The 17,473-nt window shown below is 67.9% G+C and carries 15 protein-coding genes; 2 read left to right on the plus strand and 13 right to left on the minus strand.

The window, feature by feature from the left end:
* Nucleotides 1–81 precede the first annotated feature (81 nt).
* On the plus strand, nucleotides 82–2,331 hold the full coding sequence (locus tag LSF15_RS19090; RefSeq protein WP_232499551.1) for a winged helix-turn-helix domain-containing protein: 2,250 nt from the start codon (nucleotides 82–84) through the stop codon (nucleotides 2,329–2,331).
* A 25-nt stretch (nucleotides 2,332–2,356) separates the two neighbouring features.
* On the opposite strand, the gene LSF15_RS15965 is transcribed toward LSF15_RS19090, so the two are convergent.
* A complete protein-coding gene (locus LSF15_RS15965) occupies nucleotides 2,357–2,704 on the minus strand; it encodes a carboxymuconolactone decarboxylase family protein (RefSeq protein WP_232499552.1) in 348 nt (115 codons plus the stop codon).
* Nucleotides 2,705–2,972: 268 nt separating this feature from the next.
* Between LSF15_RS15965 and LSF15_RS15970 the strand changes: the two genes are divergently transcribed.
* Nucleotides 2,973–3,368, plus strand: a complete 396-nt coding sequence (locus LSF15_RS15970) for an SHOCT domain-containing protein (RefSeq protein ID WP_232499553.1) — start codon at nucleotides 2,973–2,975, stop codon at nucleotides 3,366–3,368.
* Nucleotides 3,369–3,469: 101 nt separating this feature from the next.
* Here the strand turns inward: LSF15_RS15970 and LSF15_RS15975 are convergent, their stop codons facing one another.
* From LSF15_RS15975 to LSF15_RS16030, 12 genes are all read right to left on the minus strand, one after another.
* On the minus strand, nucleotides 3,470–5,836 hold the full coding sequence (locus LSF15_RS15975) for an arylsulfatase (RefSeq protein WP_232499554.1): 2,367 nt from the start codon (nucleotides 5,834–5,836) through the stop codon (nucleotides 3,470–3,472).
* Between the two features lie 247 nt (nucleotides 5,837–6,083).
* A complete protein-coding gene (locus LSF15_RS15980) occupies nucleotides 6,084–7,601 on the minus strand; it encodes a tripartite tricarboxylate transporter permease (protein ID WP_232499555.1) in 1,518 nt (505 codons plus the stop codon).
* A 3-nt stretch (nucleotides 7,602–7,604) separates the two neighbouring features.
* On the minus strand, nucleotides 7,605–8,165 hold the full coding sequence (locus tag LSF15_RS15985) for a tripartite tricarboxylate transporter TctB family protein (RefSeq protein WP_232499556.1): 561 nt from the start codon (nucleotides 8,163–8,165) through the stop codon (nucleotides 7,605–7,607).
* Entirely contained in the window at nucleotides 8,165–9,142 is a 978-nt protein-coding gene (locus LSF15_RS15990; RefSeq protein WP_232499557.1) for a tripartite tricarboxylate transporter substrate binding protein, read from the minus strand. The genes LSF15_RS15985 and LSF15_RS15990 overlap by 1 nt, the downstream gene beginning before the upstream one ends.
* A 121-nt stretch (nucleotides 9,143–9,263) precedes the next feature.
* Nucleotides 9,264–10,109 carry a triose-phosphate isomerase family protein gene (locus LSF15_RS15995; protein ID WP_232499558.1) on the minus strand — a complete coding sequence of 282 codons (846 nt, stop codon included), beginning with the start codon at nucleotides 10,107–10,109 and terminating at the stop codon, nucleotides 9,264–9,266.
* Nucleotides 10,102–11,025, minus strand: coding sequence for an amidohydrolase family protein (locus tag LSF15_RS16000; protein ID WP_232499559.1), 924 nt, complete (start codon nucleotides 11,023–11,025; stop codon nucleotides 10,102–10,104). Before LSF15_RS16000 ends, LSF15_RS15995 begins: the two co-directional genes overlap by 8 nt.
* The gene (locus LSF15_RS16005) at nucleotides 11,022–12,383 is read right to left on the minus strand and encodes an MFS transporter (protein WP_232499560.1); all 1,362 of its coding nucleotides are present in this window, start codon (nucleotides 12,381–12,383) and stop codon (nucleotides 11,022–11,024) included. Before LSF15_RS16005 ends, LSF15_RS16000 begins: the two co-directional genes overlap by 4 nt.
* Nucleotides 12,380–13,372: a 4-hydroxythreonine-4-phosphate dehydrogenase PdxA gene (locus LSF15_RS16010; protein WP_232499561.1), complete on the minus strand. Its 993-nt coding sequence runs from the start codon at nucleotides 13,370–13,372 to the stop codon at nucleotides 12,380–12,382. Before LSF15_RS16010 ends, LSF15_RS16005 begins: the two co-directional genes overlap by 4 nt.
* Nucleotides 13,369–13,836: a ribose-5-phosphate isomerase gene (locus LSF15_RS16015; protein WP_232499562.1), complete on the minus strand. Its 468-nt coding sequence runs from the start codon at nucleotides 13,834–13,836 to the stop codon at nucleotides 13,369–13,371. The genes LSF15_RS16010 and LSF15_RS16015 overlap by 4 nt, the downstream gene beginning before the upstream one ends.
* Nucleotides 13,837–13,872: 36 nt before the next feature.
* Nucleotides 13,873–15,633, minus strand: coding sequence for a dihydroxyacetone kinase family protein (locus tag LSF15_RS16020; protein WP_232499563.1), 1,761 nt, complete (start codon nucleotides 15,631–15,633; stop codon nucleotides 13,873–13,875).
* Nucleotides 15,630–16,646: a sugar phosphate isomerase/epimerase family protein gene (locus tag LSF15_RS16025; protein WP_232499564.1), complete on the minus strand. Its 1,017-nt coding sequence runs from the start codon at nucleotides 16,644–16,646 to the stop codon at nucleotides 15,630–15,632. The genes LSF15_RS16020 and LSF15_RS16025 overlap by 4 nt, the downstream gene beginning before the upstream one ends.
* A gap of 130 nt (nucleotides 16,647–16,776) precedes the next feature.
* Nucleotides 16,777–17,463 carry a GntR family transcriptional regulator gene (locus LSF15_RS16030; protein WP_269756532.1) on the minus strand — a complete coding sequence of 229 codons (687 nt, stop codon included), beginning with the start codon at nucleotides 17,461–17,463 and terminating at the stop codon, nucleotides 16,777–16,779.
* Between the last annotated feature and the right edge of the window lie 10 nt (nucleotides 17,464–17,473).

Raw genomic sequence — 17,473 nt, forward strand, 5'->3', positions numbered from 1 at the left:
TACTCCAACCGATCGGAAGCCAAACCCCACCCCCAGATGGGGGATATTGAGGCCGCACGCGCGCAACCGTAGGATTCGAGCGTGTTCGAGGAAGCCCCGGCACCACCGACGTCAGCGGTCGAACTCGACCGACTCCTCCTCGACGCGAAGCTCACCGTTCCCGATCGTCCGGCACGAGGCTGGGTGAGTCGCGCCGCGCTCATCGACTCGGCACGAGTCAGCGGCCTTCGGGTCGTCGGGGTCACCGCACCGGCCGGATACGGCAAGTCGACGCTGCTCGCCGAGTGGGCGCATCACGAGCACAGGCCGGTCGCGTGGGCATCGCTCGACCGCTTCGACGACGATCCGGCGGCGGTGCTCGCACTGCTTGCATCGGCCTACGCAGGCATCAGGCCCGGCATGGACCACCTCGCGGTCGACGTGCGCGGCCACGGCGTGTCGGCGTTGGGTCGCGCCGCGCCCCTGCTCGCCGCCGCATTCCGCGCAGCACCCACGCCCTTCGTGCTGATCATCGACGACCTGCACGAACTGCGTTCGCCCGCATGCCACGACGTGCTGAGCGTCGTGCTCGCCGGAATCCCCCGCGGATCGCAGGTGGTCGCCGCGAGTCGTGGCGAGCAGCCGCATCTGCCACGCCTTCGCGCCGCGGGTGATGCGTTCGAGATCACGGCAGGCGATCTCGCGCTCGACGCGTCGGGCGCCCAGCAGATCTTCGCGGGTGTCCAGGTGCCGCTCGACCGAGACGACGCCATCGGGGTCGTCGAACGTACCGAGGGCTGGCCGGTCGGCCTGTTCCTGGCAGCTGCGATCGCCCGAGACGGTGGCGGCGCCATGGCGGTCGCCGGCGACGACCGCTACGTCGCCGACTACCTCTATCGCGAGTCGTTGGCGAAGCTACCCGAGGAACACCGACGATTCCTGCGCCGCACGGCCGTGCTCGATCGATTCACGGCGCCGCTCTGCGATGCCGTGCTCGGGACCGGCACCGCACCGGACGTGCTCCGCGAGCTCGAGGCATCCGATGTCTTCCTGGTTCCGCTCGATCGTCGGCGCGAGTGGTACCGGTACCACGCACTCTTCCGCGAGTTCCTGCTCGGCGAACTGCGTCGTGTCGAACCCGACACGATCGTCGGACTGCGACTGCGGGCCGCGGACTGGTTCGAGCTCAGCGGCTCGCCGGCGATGGCCATCGAGCACCTGCTCGACAACGACGCCGAGCGAGACCGGGCGACCCACCTCGTTTCCTCGATCGCGCTCACGACCTACCAGACCGGGCAGCTGGCGACCGTGCAACGGTGGTTCAGGGCACTCGGCGATCGGGCGATCGGGGCGCATCCGCCGCTCGCCGTGCTCGCGGGATGGATCGCCGCACTCACCGGGCAGGCGAACGATGCCGAACGCTGGGCTGCGGTGCTCAGCGCTGCGACCTTCGATGAGACGCCCGATGACGGCTCGTCGTCGTTCGCGTCCGCCCGCGCGATGCTGCGCTCCATCATGTGCGCCGACGGCCCGGCGCAGGCGCTCGCCGACGCGACATACGCCGTCGCGTCCGAGCCGGTGTGGAGCCAATGGCGCGATCAGGCCCTCGTCCTGCTCGGCGAGGCGCAGCTGCTCAGCGGCGCACGTGACCAGGCACAGGTCTCCTTCTCCGAGTGTTCCGCCACGGCTGAGGCGCGCGGCAACGCCGACGTGCTCATCGTGAGCGAGTCCGAGTTGGGCCTGATCGCGCTCGACGACGGCAGGTGGGACGAGGCGGCGAGCCACGTGCATGCCGCGCTTGCCGCGATCGACCGCTACCGCATGCACGACTACGCGACCGCCGTTCTCGCGTTCGCGGGTGCGGCTCGTCTGGCGATGCACGATGGCGACCTGGCCGAGGTGCAGCGTCAACTGACGAGAGCCATGCGCACCCGGCCGACCTGCACCTACGCGATCCCATACCTCGCCACCCGTCTGCGACTGCAGCTGGCCAAGCTGCACTGGGGGCTGGGCGATCACGCGACCGCGCGGCACCTGCTACGCGAGATCGATGACATCCTGCGACGCCGTCCGGCGCTCGGTATCCTCGTCGACGAGGTCGCCGAATTCCGGGTGTCGATCTCGTCGACCGAGGTCGCCGACCCGGCCGGCGGCCCGCCCCTCACTCCCGCTGAACTGCGGCTGCTGCCGTACCTGCAGACGCACCTGTCGATCCGCGAGATCGGCGAACGCCTCTTCATCTCGCGGAACACGGTGAGTTCGGAGGTCGGTTCGATCTATCGCAAGCTGGGCGTCTCGACGCGCAGCGACGCGGTCGAGCGTGCCGTCGTGATGGGCCTGCTCGGCGCCTGACGGTTCGCCCCGGTCCGGTTGCCGCTCACCGAGTGCCGAACCCGCCGAGATCACCGAGGTCGTCGAGGTCGTAACCGAGCGCCATCGCGACTTTCGGCGCCGCCGCGACGATGCGTGGGAGCCCGACGACGGGGATGACCCCGACGAGGACGTCGACGATCTCGTCGGGGGTGGCCCCGGCGCTGACCGCGGCGTCGACGAGTGACCCGAACGACGGTTCGGCGCCGCCCACTGCCGCGAGCGCGGCGATTCGTGCGAGTGCCACGACGCGCGGCTCGACGCCGACCTCGCCGAGGGAGACCTCGCCGATCTCTCCGTCTCCCAGCCGCTCATCGTTGATCGCGAGTCGCCGCAGGCGGTCTGTGTAGTCCAAGGCGTCGCCCCCTCGTGCGTCGATTGCGGTAGAAGGTGTTGCAGCCGGTCGGGCCGATCTGCGACCCCGCGGCGGGCTCGTCCTGGCAGAAGCCAGTCCACGGGACATCCGCTGCCGCCGCATCATGCAGATGACGTGATTCGATCGCGGATCGCCGGGCTGCGGTGCGGTTCGTCCGATCTGCATGATGTGAGCGGGATGCCCCGGCGCTACGGTTCGGGCAGGCAGACGCCGAGTGGCGGCGTCGCCGAGGTGAAAGGGGCCTCCCATGTTGAACTCCTTCTGGGATTTCTTGGTCTGGCTGTTCTGGTTCTACATCGTCATCGCGTGCATCTGGATCTTCATCTCGGTGATCGTCGACATCTTCCGCGATCGCACGCTCAATGGCTGGGCGAAGGCGCTCTGGGTGCTCTTCCTCGTGTTCCTGCCGTTCCTCGCCGCGTTCATCTACCTGATCGTTCGCGGGCGCAGCATGGGCGAGCGGAGTGCAGCGATCGCACAGCAGGCCCAGGCCCAGAACGCCGACTACATCCGCAGCGTTGCAGGCAGCGGCGCGTCCTCGGCGGCCGCCGAGATCGAGAAGAGCAAGCAACTGCTCGATTCCGGCACGATCACGCAGGCCGAGTTCGACGCGCTGAAGGCCAAGGCCCTGCAGTCCTCGTAGCCCAGGCGCTGCTCAACGGTGAAGGCCGGTCGTCCCGCGGGACGACCGGCCTTCACGTGCGTGTCGCGACATCCGAGTGACGCGACCGCGATTCGCGGTTGCTACTGCCGCGCCATCGCGACCCGCATGCGCTCGTCGGGATCGATGAAGTGGTCGTGGTCGTCGTCGCCGAGGTCGATCTGCACCCAGTGGATCTTGCCCGTGAAGCGGCTGGTCTGCGGGGTGTAGTCGGTGCTGACCGCCGTACCCGACTCGTAGCCGATGTCGGTCGTCTCGTCGGCGGAGAAGACCATCGGCTGGGTGGCGCCCACCCGGCCGTTTCCGGCGACTTCGCCGTCGTGGTACAACGTGACGTCGCCGCCCTTCGCGAGACCGCCGCCGTCATAGGCGAATTCCACGCGCACCTGATGCGTTCCCGCCGGGATCGGCTGGTCGGCCTCGGTCGCGAATTCTTGGATGCCGAGCACGTTGTAGACGAACTTCGCCCTGCCGTCCTTGACATAGAGGCTCCAGCCGCCGAAGCGACCGCCCTGCGCGATGATCACGCCGTTCGCGCCGCCGTCGGGCACGTCGACCTCGGCCGTCACCGAGAACGACTTGTTCTTGATGCTGACGACGCTGTTCTCCGAGAGCCGGCCCATCCCGGGAAAGAACTGCTGGGAGGTGCCGCGGATGAGCGTCGGACGCCCCGCGATGTCGGCGTTGAGCCGGTCGGCGGTGCGGTCGTCGATCGGGAGCACGTTGTACTTCACGGCCTCGATCAGGAAGAGCCGTTGCAGGTCGTGCAGCTTGTCGGGATACTCGGCAGAGACGTCGCGGGACTGGCTGTAGTCGGTGCTGCCGTCGTAGAGCTCCCAGACGTCGTCGTCGAACGCCGCCAGCGTGCCGCCGACCATGACCCACGGCGTGCGGTGCTTGGTGACTGCGCTCCAGCCCTTGTAGTACACGCCGCGGTTGCCGAACATCTCGAAGTACTGCAGATCATGGCGCTCTGCCGCATCGGGCTCATCGAAGGAGTAGAGCATGCTGGTGCCCTCGATCGGCGATTGCTGCACTCCGTTGACCATGGTCGGCTCGGGCAGCCCGGCGGCTTCGAGGATCGTGGGCGCCACGTCGATGCAGTGCGTGAACTGCGAGCGCAGGCCGCCCTTCTCGGTGATGCCCGCCGGCCAGTGCACGATCGTGCCGTTCCGGGTGCCGCCCCAGTGCGACGCCACCTGCTTCGTCCATTGGAACGGGGCATCCATCGCCCACGCCCAACCGACCGCGTAGTGGTTGTACGAAGTCGGAGTGCCGAACTCGTCCATCTTCGAGAGCATGAACTCGGGCGTCTCGAGGGCGGCCATCCCGTTGAAGTTGGCCATCTCGTTGAAGGCGCCGTTCACGGTGCCCTCTGCCGATGCACCGTTGTCGCCGATGATGTAGTAGATGAGCGTGTTGTCGAGCACTCCGAGGTCGTCGATCGCGTCGATGACGCGGCCCACATGGTGGTCGGTGTGCTCCAGGAACCCGGCATAGACCTCCATCTCGCGCTCGAGCACGGGCTTGAGTTCGGCAGGCATGTCGTCCCATGCGGGGATCTCGGCGTGCCGAGGGGTGAGTTCGGCGTCGGCCGGGATCACCCCGAGCTCCTTCTGCCGTGCGAACGTCTTCTTCCGCTGCACATCCCAGCCGTCGGCGAACGTTCCCGTGTACTTGTCGGCCCATTCCTTCGGCACGTGGTGCGGGGCGTGCGTCGCGCCGGGCGCGAAGTACACGAAGAACGGCTTGTCGGGCATCAGCGCCTTCTGCGTGCGGATCCAGCTGACGGCGTGATCGGCGAGATCCTCGGTCAGGTGGTAGCCCTCCTCGGGAGTCGCCGGCGGCTCAACCGGAGTCGTGCCCTCATAGAGCGCCGGGTCCCACTGGTTGTTCTCGCCACCGATGAATCCGTAGAACGCCTCGAACCCGCCGCCCCCCGACGGCCAGGCATCGAATGGGCCCATCGGCGACGACTGCCACACGGGCACCTCATGGCACTTGCCGAACTGCGCCGTCGAATATCCGTTCAGCTTGAGCGTCATCGCCAACGGCGCCTTGGTGTTCGGCTTGAGTGAGCTGTTGCCGGGCGCCGACGTCGCCGTCTCGGTGATGCTGCCCATCCCGACCGAGTGGTGGTTGCGTCCGCTGAGCATCGCCGCACGGGTCGGCGCGCAGAGCGCCGTCGTGTGGAAGCGGTTGTACTTCAGGCCGCCTGCGGCGAGCTTCTCGGCATTCGGCGTGGCGCACGGACCGCCGAACGCGCTCGACGCGCCGAACCCCGTGTCGTCGATCAGCACGATCAGCACGTTCGGCGCACCCTCGGGCGGCAGGAGCGGCTCGATCGGCGGGTACGCCGTATCGGGATCCTTGGCATCGTAGGTCGTGAGACCTGGCGACGGCCGATCCGGGATCGGCAGCATCGTGCGGGCGTGACGGTCGGGACGCATGACATTTCCTCCCGTGGGGTCTGTCCGCGTCAGTCTCACTGCGGGTACGACCGCCCGCATCACGCAGACCGCATGATTGCCGGTGACGGATGCCGCTTCGCCCGGGCCCGGCGCAGTGAGCGACCGCGTGGTTCGCACACCTTCGCGCAGCTCACGGTCGTGCTGGCCACGCGCTCGGACGGTTCACGTACATCGCCTGGCCGCTCTGGCTGGTCGTCACCGGAGTCGCGCTGCCCTTCTGATGCAGCTACACGTCCACCTTCTCGGACTCGGTCACCGATCGACGCGACCGTCGCGCAACGCGAAGCCTTCCGAGCAGCATCGGCCCTACGCCCATGAGCAGTGCGAGTGCGAGGATGACGACCGAGATGGGGCTCTCGAGCATGATCGAGAAGTCACCCTGACCGAGCGCGGACGTCTGCACGAGCGCCTTCTCGAACAGTGGACCGAGTACGAGGCCGAGCACGAGCGGCGCGACCGGCATGTCGAGTTCCTTCATCACGTAGCCGAGCAGGCCGAAAATGAGCACCAGCACCACGCTGAACATGTTGTTGCTCACCGCGTAGGCGCCGATGAAGCTCGTCAGGAGGATGATCGGGTACAGGAAGCCGTACGGGATCCGGAGCATCTGGGCGAAGACCGGCGCGAGCGGCAGGTTCAGGATGAGCAGCAGCACGTTGCCGATGAAGAACGACACGAGCAGACCCCAGACGAGGGTGGGCTGCGTCTCGAAGAGCAGCGGGCCCGGCTGGAGACCGTAGATCGTGAATGCGCCGAGCAACACGGCGGTGGTGCCGCCACCCGGAATGCCGAGCGCGAGCGTGGGAACGAAGTTGGCGTTGGCCGCCGCGTTGTTCGCGCTCTCGGGGGCGGCGACGCCCTCGATCGCGCCCTTGCCGAACAGGCGGCGGTTCTTCGAGACCTTCTTCTCGATGCCGTACGACATGAACGACGCGAGTGTCGAGCCGGCGCCGGGCAGGATGCCGAGCGCGAACCCGATGCCGCTGCCGCGCACGATGGGTCCGGCGCTTCGCTTGAGTTCGTCCTTCGTGATGAGCATGTCGCGGAACCTGGCCTTGATCGGCTCGGCCGCCCCGATGCGAATCTGGTACAGCACCTCGCCGACGGCGAAGATGCCGATCATCACCTCGACGAACGGGATGCCGCCCAGCAGGTCGATGTTGCCGAAGGTGAAGCGCGCATCGCTGAAGCCCGTTGCCACGCCAACCGTCGAGATGAGGAGCCCGGCCGCGGCCATCATGAGCCCGCGGGCCATCGAACCGCCCGCGAAGCTGACCACGATCACGAGACCGAGGATCATGATGGCGAGGTTCTCGACCGGGCCGAAGTTCAGCGCCAGGTCGGCCAGCGGCGGCGCGAGTGCCATCAGCAGGGCGAGCGAGATGATCGCGGCGACGAACGAGCCGATGGCGCTGATCGCCAGTGCCGCGCCGGCACGCCCCTTTCGCGCCATCTGATAGCCGTCGAGCGTGGTGACGACGCTCGCGGCCTCGCCTGGTGTCGAGATGAGCACTGACGTGATGGTGCCGCCGTACTGCGCGCCATAGTAGATGCCGGCGAGCATGATGAGCGCGGTGACGGGCTCGAGCGTGAGCGTGAGCGGGATGAGGATCGCGACACCAGTGGTCGAACCGAGGCCCGGCATGAGGCCGATGATGGTGCCCATGAGCACGCCGATGAAACACCAGAGCAGGTTCTCGGGCGTGAGTGCCGTCTGGAAGCCGAGGAGGAGGTTGTCGATCATGAGCTAGAGGATTCCCAGCAGACCCTGGGGCAGCGGCACGCGCAGGAAGACCCCGAAGATCAGGTAGGCCGCGGCGAGCGCCACGACGGAGACGATGACGGACGAGAGCCAGGCACGGCGCTCGACGAGGACCGCGATCGCGACCAGCATCAGGCCGAACGCGAGGATGAAGCCGAGCACGTTCACGAGCAGCAGCGTGACGACCAGAATGCCGATGACGGCGACGAGCTGGCGATTGCGGAATCGCTGCGAGCGCCCGAAGATGTCGACATCGAGCTTCGTTTCGTCTTCGAGTTCGTGCTCGAGCGCCTCGAACGACGACGTGTCGAGCGCGAGCTTCGCGTCCCGGTTGGCGACGACCGTGTGGCGCACGCGCTGCATGATGTCGATCAGGGCGAAGATCAGCATCAGCCCGCCGGCGAAGATCGGCATGAACCCAGGCCCGACGAGGCCGGCGTCATCGACCGCGCCGTACCCGAGGCCGCCGACGACCGCGGCGGCGCCGACGGCCGCCAGCACCGCGGTGAACGCGATGCCGGCGACCTGGAGTCGTGGCGATTCCACTACTGCAGCACCTTCTGGAGGTCGGCGTTGTTGCCCTCGAGGTAGGTCACGAAGTCGTCGCCGTAGACGGCGTTCGCCTGCATGACGTTGCTCTCGATGTACTCGGCGTATGCGTCGGACTGCTCGAACTCCTTTGCGGCGTCGATCCAGTACTCACGCGCCTCGTCGGTGATGCCGCCCGGCGCGATGAAGCCGCGGAACTGCGCGAACGACACGTCGACGCCCTGTTCCTTCGCGGTCGGGATGTCGGCGAGCTGGTCATACTCGTAGCGCTCCTCCGAGAATGAGCACAGTGCCTTCAGGTCGCCGGATTCGAGCTGGCCGAGCACCTCACCGGGATTCAAGGAGGCGACGTCGATCTTGCCCCCGAGCAGCGACGCGAGCACCTCGGACCCGGATTCGAATGGGACGCGGTCGAAGCTCACGCCCGTGGCATCCTCCACCAGGGTGAAGACGATCTCGTCGAGGCTCGTCGCGCCCGAGACCGCGGCCACGACGCGCTCCTTCTCGGCGGCGTCGACGACATCGGTGCAGGTCTCGTACGGCGAATCAGGTGCCACTACGAGCAGGGTGAAGTCGTCGCCGAGCTTCATGATCGGCGTGAAGCTCGTGTAGTCGAACTGCACGTCCTGCGTCAGGGGCAGTGCGAGCATGGCGGTCTCGGCGGCGAGCAGGTAGTTGTCCTTGCCCTCCTGCGCGAGGAAGTGCGAGTAGCCGACGGCGCCGGAGCCGCCCTCGCGATTCTCGACCGAGATGTTCACTCCCGTGACCTCTTCGAGCCCTGCGGCGATGGCGCGACCGCTGAGGTCGCTTCCGCCGCCGGCGCTGAACGGCACGATCATTCGTGCATCGCCTGAGGGCGCGAATCCACCCTCTTGATCGCCGCTCGTCGAGCCAGCAGCAGCGCTGCTGCATCCGGTGAGGGCGAGCAGGGTGACCGCACCGATCGCGGCGAATTTGGCCGTGGTTGACGCCATTGTCTATCTCCTTTGATTTCTCGGGTTGCCCTCGTGTTAGTCGAGGGAGAGTGTGGCTCAATCAAAGATCCTATCGGATTTATGATCTTGCCGGGCTGCAAGTTGCCGATCGAGCGATCCGCTACCCCGGAAGGACGTCCTCCGCCGACAGCGCTCGCAGTTCGAGTGCCTCCCCCGCGACGCGAACGAACGCGGAGGGGTCGTGCGCGAACCGGCCGAGGAAGAGTCCGTCGACGCCCGGGAGTTCCCGCAGCAGTCCGGGACCCGCGCTGCCCCCGTAAATCACGGCGACGTCGGCGTCCGACCCGGAGGTTGCGTGAGCGACATCCGGTCGCTCAGCGTGCAGCGCCGCGCGGAGTCCTGCGACGACCGCACTCACGTACTCGGCGGGCGCCGGCTCGCTCGCGCCGATCGCCCAGATCGGTTCATACGCGAGCACGACCGAACTCAGGGCGTGGCGCGAGTCGCCGAGCGCCGAGGCCACCTGGGCTCGGCAGAACTCGACCGCATCGGCGACAGTGCCGCGATCGGTCTCGCCGATGCAGAGCAGCGGCGTCAGCCCCGTGTCGAGCGCAGCACGCACCTTGCGCGCGACGATCTCGTCGGTCTCGCCGAAGTGCGCACGACGTTCGGCGTGGCCGATCTCGACGATGCCCACGCCCATCTCGGCCAGCAATCCGGCCGAGACCTCACCGGTCAGCGCGCCGCTCCCCCAGCTCACTGTCTGCGCTCCGATGACGACACCGCGCGGTGAGAGCCGCTCGAGCGCCGCGGGAATGAGCGGGAATGCGGGGATGACGAACAGGGTCACCCCGCCTGACGCCAGCGACGGCTGGGCATCGAGGCTTGCGGCGATGCCGTCGAGCCAGGACACGGTCTGCGCCTGGCCGAGGTACGCCTTGGTACTCACGCCGATGAAACCGCGCGGCCGATCGGATGTCGCGACCTCGGTCAGTGGCTCACGCATCGAGCAGCCGCTCATCGAGTCGGTAGATGCGCACCGCGTTCGCGAGGAACGCCGCCCGCTGCTCGTCGGCGCTCCACGACTCGGCAATCGTGATGAAGCCGCCCATGATGTCGCGATAGCTGCCCGTGAGGCCGTCAACGGGAAAGTTGCTCGCGAACATGATGCGCTCGGGGCCGAAGATCTCGGCCGTGCGTTCGACGATCTCGCGATTGCCCTCGACGGTCCAGGGCACCCCGGCGAGGCCGATGCCCGAGATCTTGATCGACACGTTCGGCGCCGCCGCGATCTCGGTGAGCGCCGCGGCCCATCCTTCGATGCCCTCCCGTGACCGATCGCTCGGCAGCGCGGCGTGATTCAGGATGATCGGCGTCTCGGGATGTCGACGGGCCAGCATCAGCGCATCGTCGAGGTGCCACCACGCGGTCTGCAGCTCGAAGTCCAGACCGTACTTCGAGAGCAACGCGTAGCCCGCCTGCCACTGCGGGTCGACCAGCAGCGTCGTCGTCGACGCGGCGAGCGCAGCGGACGCCGCCTGACCGGGCTTGTGCCGCACGCCGCGCACGAGCGAAATGCCCGCCAACCGCTCGAGCGTCGCCTCAACCTCTGGGGCGTCGAGCGTCGCGGCGGCCACAGCGGCATTCGGAAGGCCGAACCGCTCGGCGATGCCGATCATGTGGGCCATCTCACCGACCTGGTCGTCGCTGTCCCACTCGGTCTCCATGGTCACGGTTCCCACGATGCGGAACCCCGCGGCATCCGCCAGCAGGTCGTCGGGCAGATAGTCGCGCTTGATCTCGTCGTAGGCGCCGTAGCGGAACGGGATGGCCGCCTCGGGCAGCAACCAGGGGTTGCGCCCGAGTGACGGCTCCCAGAAGTGGTGGTGGGCATCGACGATGCCACCCTCGTAGCGAGTCATCGACCCGATCCGATGGTCTCCGCACCCGCCTCGTCGACGGCTGCCGCGTCGCCTGTGCGGTCGCGCGCATGCGCCATCGGCTTGCGAAAGTCGATGAGCATCGAGCCGAGCAGATAGACCGTGGCGCATACGCCCAGGAACACGAACGAGCCCGCAAAACTGCCGCCGCTCGCCCCGATGGCGAAGCCCATGACGATCGGCGCAAGCGCACCGCCGCCCGACGAGGCCACGTTCATGACGCCACCTACCGTGCCGACCTGCTTCTTGGGTGCCAGCCAGGCGGGAATCGCCCAGTAGAGACCGCCGAAGTTGATGAAGAACACCGCCGTGCTCAGTAGGGCGAGGGCGACGGCGCCATCGGTCGCGCCTGGCAGCGAGAAGATCGCAATGGCCGTGCCAAGGCCCGAAACACCGAAGATCGTCTTCATCACGAGGTTGAAGCGAGGGGTCGCCTGACGCCAGCGGTCTGCGGTGTAGCCGGCGACCAACTGGCCAACGACGCCCATGCCGTAGACGAGGAACGTGCCCCAGCCGAGTCCGGCCAGATCGAAGTCGAGCGCCGTTGAAAGGTACGACGGCGTCCACGAGATGATGCCCCACCATACGGTCGCCCAGCCGAGACGCCCGAACATGAGACCCCAGAACGAACGAGAACGCAGGTAGTCGGCGGCGCGGGGCAGCGGGCCGGTCGCAGTGTCGACAGATGCCTCATCACTGCCGATGTGCGCGAGCTCGGCCTCGTTGACGCCTTTGTGCTGGGCAGGAGTGTCGCGCAGGTAGAGGGCGAACAGCGCAGCGACGACGATCGTGATGGCACCGGTGACGATGAACGCCATGCGCCATCCTCCGAAGGCACCGATCATCAGGGCGACGATCAGTCCGCCCACGGCAGCGCCGAACGGGCCCGCGGCGTCGACGAACGTGGCACCACGGGCGCGCTCCTTCGCCGGCAGCCAGTTCGCGTTGAGCTTGGCGCCGGCGGGGAAGACCGGTGCCTCGGTGGCTCCAAGGCCCAGACGGGTGAAGGTGAGGAACAGCCCGCTCGTCGCGAACCCGCCGATGAGCTGGAAGAACCCCCACACCACGCCGGCGCCGCCGACGATCCTGCGCGGCCCGAACCTGTCGAGCAGCCAGCCACCCGGGATCTGGAAGAGCAGGTAGGTCCAGAAGAAGGAGCCGAGCAGCACGCCCTGCGCCTCGGGGGTGAGCTCGAGCTCTTCGGCGATGAACGGCATCGCGACCGAGAGGGTCGCACGGTCGATGAAGTTCAGCAGCACGAGGATCCAGAGGATCGAGAAGATCTGCCAGCGCACCCAGGTTCGCTTCGAGGTCGTGGCCTTGGTCGTGGTCGTGGTCATGACTCGGCCCGCAGCTTCTGGTTCACGACGCCGACGGCGAGGTCGAACGCATGCTCGGTGGCGCCGGTTCCGGCGATTCCCTTGCCGACGATGTCGAACGCGGTGCCGTGCGCCGGGGTCGCGATGACCACCGGAAGGCCGCCCTGTATCGTGACGCCCTTGTCGAACCCGATGAGCTTCATGGCGATCTGGCCCTGGTCGTGGTACATCGTGACGATGCCGTCGAAATCGGTTCGCTTCGCGGCGAAGATCGTGTCGGACGGGAACGGGCCGTGCGCGTCGATGCCGAGCGCCTTGGCCGCCTCGACCCCGGGGCCGATCTCGTCGATCTCCTCGCGGCCGAAGTTGCCGTTCTCGCCACCGTGCGGGTTGAGCGCAGCCACCCCGATGCGCGGAGCGGTGTGCCCTGCACCCTTGAGCGTCTCGTTCAGCAGTTCGATGGCCGCGGTCACGCGCGGAGCCGTGATGTTGGCCGCCACCTCGGACAGCGGGATGTGCGACGTGACGCGGGCAGTGGTGAGCTCCTCGAGCACGTTGAGCTCACTGGTGACGCCCGTGAAGCCGAGCTCGTGTGCGAACCAGCGCAGCTCGTCCTCGTGATCCATGCCGGCCAGTTTCAGACTGGTCTTGTTGAGTGGAGTGAACACGATCGCGTCGATCTCTCCGGCGTTCGCCATGCTGAGGGCGCGCGTGAGCTGGTGGATGGCGCGAGCACCTGCTTCGACGCTCACCTGTTGGGCGGGGATGGGATCGCCGGGCAGCGAGTCGTCGTCGAGCAGTGTCGCGTAGCCGACCGATGGAGTGTCGGCGAGGGGAACTTCGACGCCGGCCACCTGCGCGGCCACTGCCAGCTCGGCGGCGTCGGCCAGCACGTAGACGTCGGCCTGCGCCGTGGTCTCGGGGCGGGCGAGCAGTTTGGCGGCGAGCTCTGGGCCGATGCCGGCCGGATCGCCGAGGGTCAGCGCGATGCGGGGGCGGCGGGCGGTCATGATGCGGCCACCTCGTAGCTCTCGATGGCCTCGACCTTCGCGGCGGACGCCGAAGCGGGGTCGAAGCGATAGTCGAGCCACTCGCGCACGAGTCGCTTGGCGAGTTCGAGCCCGATCACACGCTGGCCCATGGTGAGCACCTGGGCGTCGTTCGAGAGCACGCTGCGCTCAACCGAGAAGGAGTCATGCGCCGTGACCGCGCGAATGCCGGGGACCTTGTTCGCTGCGATTGCGACCCCGAGTCCGGTGCCGCACACGAGGAGAGCCCGATCGGCCTCACCGGCGCGGATCGAACGGCCGGCCGTGACGGCGATGTGCGGATAGGCGGTGTGCCCGTCGGCATCGACACCGACGTCGGTGACTGATGCGACACGAGGGTCGGCTGAGAGCAGCGCTTTCAGCGCCTCCTTGTATTCGTATCCGGCGTCATCGGACCCGACGACGATTCGCAGTGGTTCAGTCATTGATCTTCCTATTCTCTCAAGTGTCGTGGGGGTCGGTCAGGCCTGCAGCGACTGCCCGACGGCGGTGACGATGCGAGCGAAGCTGACGGCTCCGGCATCGGGATGTCCCAGGCTCCGCCGCGCGTGGGTGCGGGCTCGCCCCAGGGCAGGCTCGAGCTGTGCGGTGGCATCTGCGGCAGCCTGCGCCGCGTCCGCGGCCCGCGACCATGCCGCGGCGAGCGTTTCGCCGCGGTCGACGGCCGACATGAGCTCCACGGCGAACGGCGCGAACGCGTCGATCAGCGTTTTGTCGCCGACCTCGGCCTTTCCGAGTCGCTGCACTCCCGCGAGGGCCGCCGCGACCGCGCGCGCAACCGCCCGCGCGTCGGGTGCAGCATCCGCGGCACCGGCACCGGCAGCGCTTTCAGTCCGGTCGGCGGCGATACTCGTTCCGGCACTGGCGAGCGCCATGCCCCAGAGCGCGCCCGAGGTGCCCCCGCCGTGCTCCGACCACGCCTCGCCGCTCTCGGCGAGCAGGCGCACGATGCCCCCGCCCTGCGCGACGACCCGCTCGCCCGCGGCGAGCGCACCGGTGACCCCTCGGCTCATGCCGATGCCGTGGTCGCCGTCACCGGCGACAGCGTCGATGCGTCCGAACTCCTCGGCACCTTCGATGATCGCTGCGTGGGCGGTACGGAGCAGGTCGAGTGCGGATGCCGCGGCGCGCTGCTGCTCGGCATCGTCGACCTCTCCCGCAGCGCCGGTTGCGACATCGGCGACTTCGATGGCCGCGTCATCGATTTCGGCGTCGATCGCGCTCCTACGGAACGCGGGTGAGTCGGCCGGCGCCACCCAGAGCTCGGCGAGCTCGTCGGTGACCCAGAGCAGGGTGAGCGAGACGCCCGACATGTCGAGGCTCGTCACGAGTTCGCCGCACACGGCGTCGACGACATCGACTCCGGCGGTCTCGAGCTCGGATGCGACCGCGCCGAACACGGTGAAGAGTTCTTCGTACTTGAAGGTGCCGAGGCCGTTGAGCAGCACGACGGCGCGGCTGCCGCGAGCCTGGTCGACGCCGTCGGGCAGTTCGGCGAGCAGCCGGCTCACCAGCAGTTCGGCGAGGCCTCGCGCGGTCGGGGCGGGCAGGTCTTCGAGGCCGGGTTCGCCGTGGATGCCGAGGCCGACGGCCATCATGCCAGCCTCGACGGTGAACAGCGGCGCGTCGGCGCCGGGCAGTGTGCACCCGCTGAATGCGACGCCGAGCGACCGCGTGCGCTCGTTGGCGAGCCGGGCGAGGCGCTCGACCTCGTCGAGCGACAATCCGGCCTCGGCCGCGGCACCCGCGATCTTGAACACGGTCAGGTCGCCCGCGATGCCCCGGCGGCGGTGACGCTCGGAGGCGGGCGCGCTCGCGATGTCGTCGGTGACGACGACGGTGCGCACGTCGTAGCCCTCACCGCGCAATCGCTCTTCGGCCTGGCCGAACTGCAGGACGTCTCCGGCGTAGTTGCCATAGCTGAGCAGCACGCCCGCGCCGCGTTCGACCGCCCGGGCGACACGCGACACCTGGCCGGTGGCAGGCGAGGCGAAGATGTTGCCGCAGACGGCGCCGGCGGCGAGGCCCGGACCGACCACCCCGGCGAACGCCGGGTAGTGACCGGAGCCGCCGCCGACGACGAGGGCGACCCGTCCACGGGGGATCACGGTCGAGCGCACGACTCCGCCGTCGACGCGGCGGACGTAGCGGGGGTTCGCCGCGACGAATCCGTCGATGGCGTCGGCGGCGAAGGTTGCCGCGTCGGTGATGAGATGACTCATGCCACGTTCTCCTCTGCTTGCTTCTCGGTGACGTGGGTCGGGGATTTCGCTTGCGCGGCAACGTCGACCGCGTCGAGTTCGGGCGCGGCGACGACCGTGGCGGCGGATGTCGCGGGCAGCAGTGTGCGCAGGTAGCGCATGTTCATCGCACTCACTCCGAGCCCGTCGCCCCCGTAGTGCTCGCAGCACAGCACGCCGTCGAATCCTGCGGCGACCGCGTCGCGGATGGCGTCGCGGTAGTTGATGACACCCAATTCGAGCGGAACAGGGTGCGTACTGACCACGCCGCCCGACGCCTCGACGCGGGTGTAGTTCTTCACCTGCCAGTAGTTCGTGTACGGCAGCATGGCGGCGAGCATCTCGCGCCAGTCCTCGATCGGGCGGTGCAGTCGCACGATGTTGCCGAGGTCGGGGTCGAGCCCGACGTTGGGGAGGTCGATGTCCTCGACGAGTCGCACCGCGCTCGACGACGTCCCGAGGTAGGTGTCCTCGTAGAGCTCGAGTGAGACGAGCATGCCGTAATCGGCAGCATGCTCGCCGATTTCGCGGAACCGCCGCACGGCGAGATTCCACGTGTCGGCATCACCCTCGGGGTCGCTGTGCCCGGGTTCGGTCCAGAACCAGAGCGCCTGTTGCTGCGCCGCGGTCAGTGGGCGGTGCAGACCGAGCGAGAGCACGCCGACGCCGAGCTCTGCGGCAGCCTCGAGGGTGCGGTGCGTGTAGGCGAGATTGTCGTCGCCTGCCATCGGATCGATGACGCTGCGCCGGGTGATCGAGAGGGCGGGAACCGCGAGTCCGAGGTGCTCTGTGACGACCCGGAACTCATCGCGTCGCGCCCGCGTCAGATCGCCGATCTTCAGCCAGTTGTCGGTGAGGTCGATGGCGTCGAACCCGACGTCCTTCACCTGCTGCAGGTCGGAGAGCCAGCGCGAGGCGCCCGCGTGCTGGACCTCGGAACGGGCGAGTTGATGGAGTGCGGCCGCGATCGGCCAGGTCTCACGGGTATGGGGCATTCGTACACCTCGTTGTGTGCCGTCGGGAGTTCCGATCGGCCAAATCATGTTTCCTATAGGATACATGAGAGGAGATATCCGTCAACCGCACCGTCCGACTCCGCACCCGCCGTCGAGTCGGCGAGCGTGACTACTGCTGCTGGGAGTCGGCGATAGAACGCAGACGCACACCGCAGATGTGGTCGTGCATCGTCTTTCTGGCCAGCTCTGCATTGCCCGCGCGCATGGCCGCGAGGATCAGGCCGTGCTCGGCGATGGCGTGCGAGGCATCACTCACCCCGAGTCCCCCGAACAGGCGGAACCGCTGCACGTGCCCGCCGAGGGCCGTGTACGCCGCCAGCAGGAATCGATTGCCCGCGCCTTCGGCGATCAACCGATGGAATCGCTCGTCGGCCTCCCAGTAGGGCTTGATCGATTCGCCGCCTCGGTCGACCGGCGCCTCACGCAAATCGGTGATCGACCGCTCGAGCTCGTCGAGCAGTCGCGCTGACGCAAGGCCGCACGCACGGAAGGTATTTTCGGGTTCGAGCAGTTCGCGAGCCTCCATGAGCTCGTTCAACTCGTCGATCGTGAACAGTGGCGCGACACGATACCCACGCAGCGCCGCCCGCACGACGAGCCCGGTCGACTCGAGGCGCGCCAGCGCCTCACGGATCGGCGTCGGCGAGATCTCCATCTCACGGGCGAGCGCATCGATGTTCAGTGGCGAATCAGCCTCGAGGCGACCGTCGACCAGCGCGAGCATGAGATCGTCGTAGACATGGTCGGCCAGAACCTGCCGCTTTGACGCACCTCGAATGGTAGATCCTATAGCCATGGTCACAGAC

The sequence above is a fragment of the Agromyces humatus genome, assembly GCF_021228295.1.
In the GTDB taxonomy this organism is placed as follows: domain Bacteria; phylum Actinomycetota; class Actinomycetes; order Actinomycetales; family Microbacteriaceae; genus Agromyces; species Agromyces humatus.

What these genes read in the sequence shown, in the direction of transcription:
- LSF15_RS15970 (WP_232499553.1), top strand. Translation starts at nt 2,973, where the DNA reads ATGTTGAACTCCTTCTGGGATTTCTTGGTCTGGCTGTTCTGGTTCTAC.
- LSF15_RS15975 (WP_232499554.1), bottom strand. Translation starts at nt 5,836, where the DNA reads ATGCGTCCCGACCGTCACGCCCGCACGATGCTGCCGATCCCGGATCGG.
- LSF15_RS15980 (WP_232499555.1), bottom strand. Translation starts at nt 7,601, where the DNA reads ATGATCGACAACCTCCTCCTCGGCTTCCAGACGGCACTCACGCCCGAG.
- LSF15_RS15990 (WP_232499557.1), bottom strand. Translation starts at nt 9,142, where the DNA reads ATGGCGTCAACCACGGCCAAATTCGCCGCGATCGGTGCGGTCACCCTG.
- LSF15_RS15995 (WP_232499558.1), bottom strand. Translation starts at nt 10,109, where the DNA reads ATGCGTGAGCCACTGACCGAGGTCGCGACATCCGATCGGCCGCGCGGT.
- LSF15_RS16000 (WP_232499559.1), bottom strand. Translation starts at nt 11,025, where the DNA reads ATGACTCGCTACGAGGGTGGCATCGTCGATGCCCACCACCACTTCTGG.
- LSF15_RS16005 (WP_232499560.1), bottom strand. Translation starts at nt 12,383, where the DNA reads ATGACCACGACCACGACCAAGGCCACGACCTCGAAGCGAACCTGGGTG.
- LSF15_RS16010 (WP_232499561.1), bottom strand. Translation starts at nt 13,372, where the DNA reads ATGACCGCCCGCCGCCCCCGCATCGCGCTGACCCTCGGCGATCCGGCC.
- LSF15_RS16015 (WP_232499562.1), bottom strand. Translation starts at nt 13,836, where the DNA reads ATGACTGAACCACTGCGAATCGTCGTCGGGTCCGATGACGCCGGATAC.
- LSF15_RS16020 (WP_232499563.1), bottom strand. Translation starts at nt 15,633, where the DNA reads ATGAGTCATCTCATCACCGACGCGGCAACCTTCGCCGCCGACGCCATC.
- LSF15_RS16025 (WP_232499564.1), bottom strand. Translation starts at nt 16,646, where the DNA reads ATGCCCCATACCCGTGAGACCTGGCCGATCGCGGCCGCACTCCATCAA.
- LSF15_RS16030 (WP_269756532.1), bottom strand. Translation starts at nt 17,463, where the DNA reads ATGGCTATAGGATCTACCATTCGAGGTGCGTCAAAGCGGCAGGTTCTG.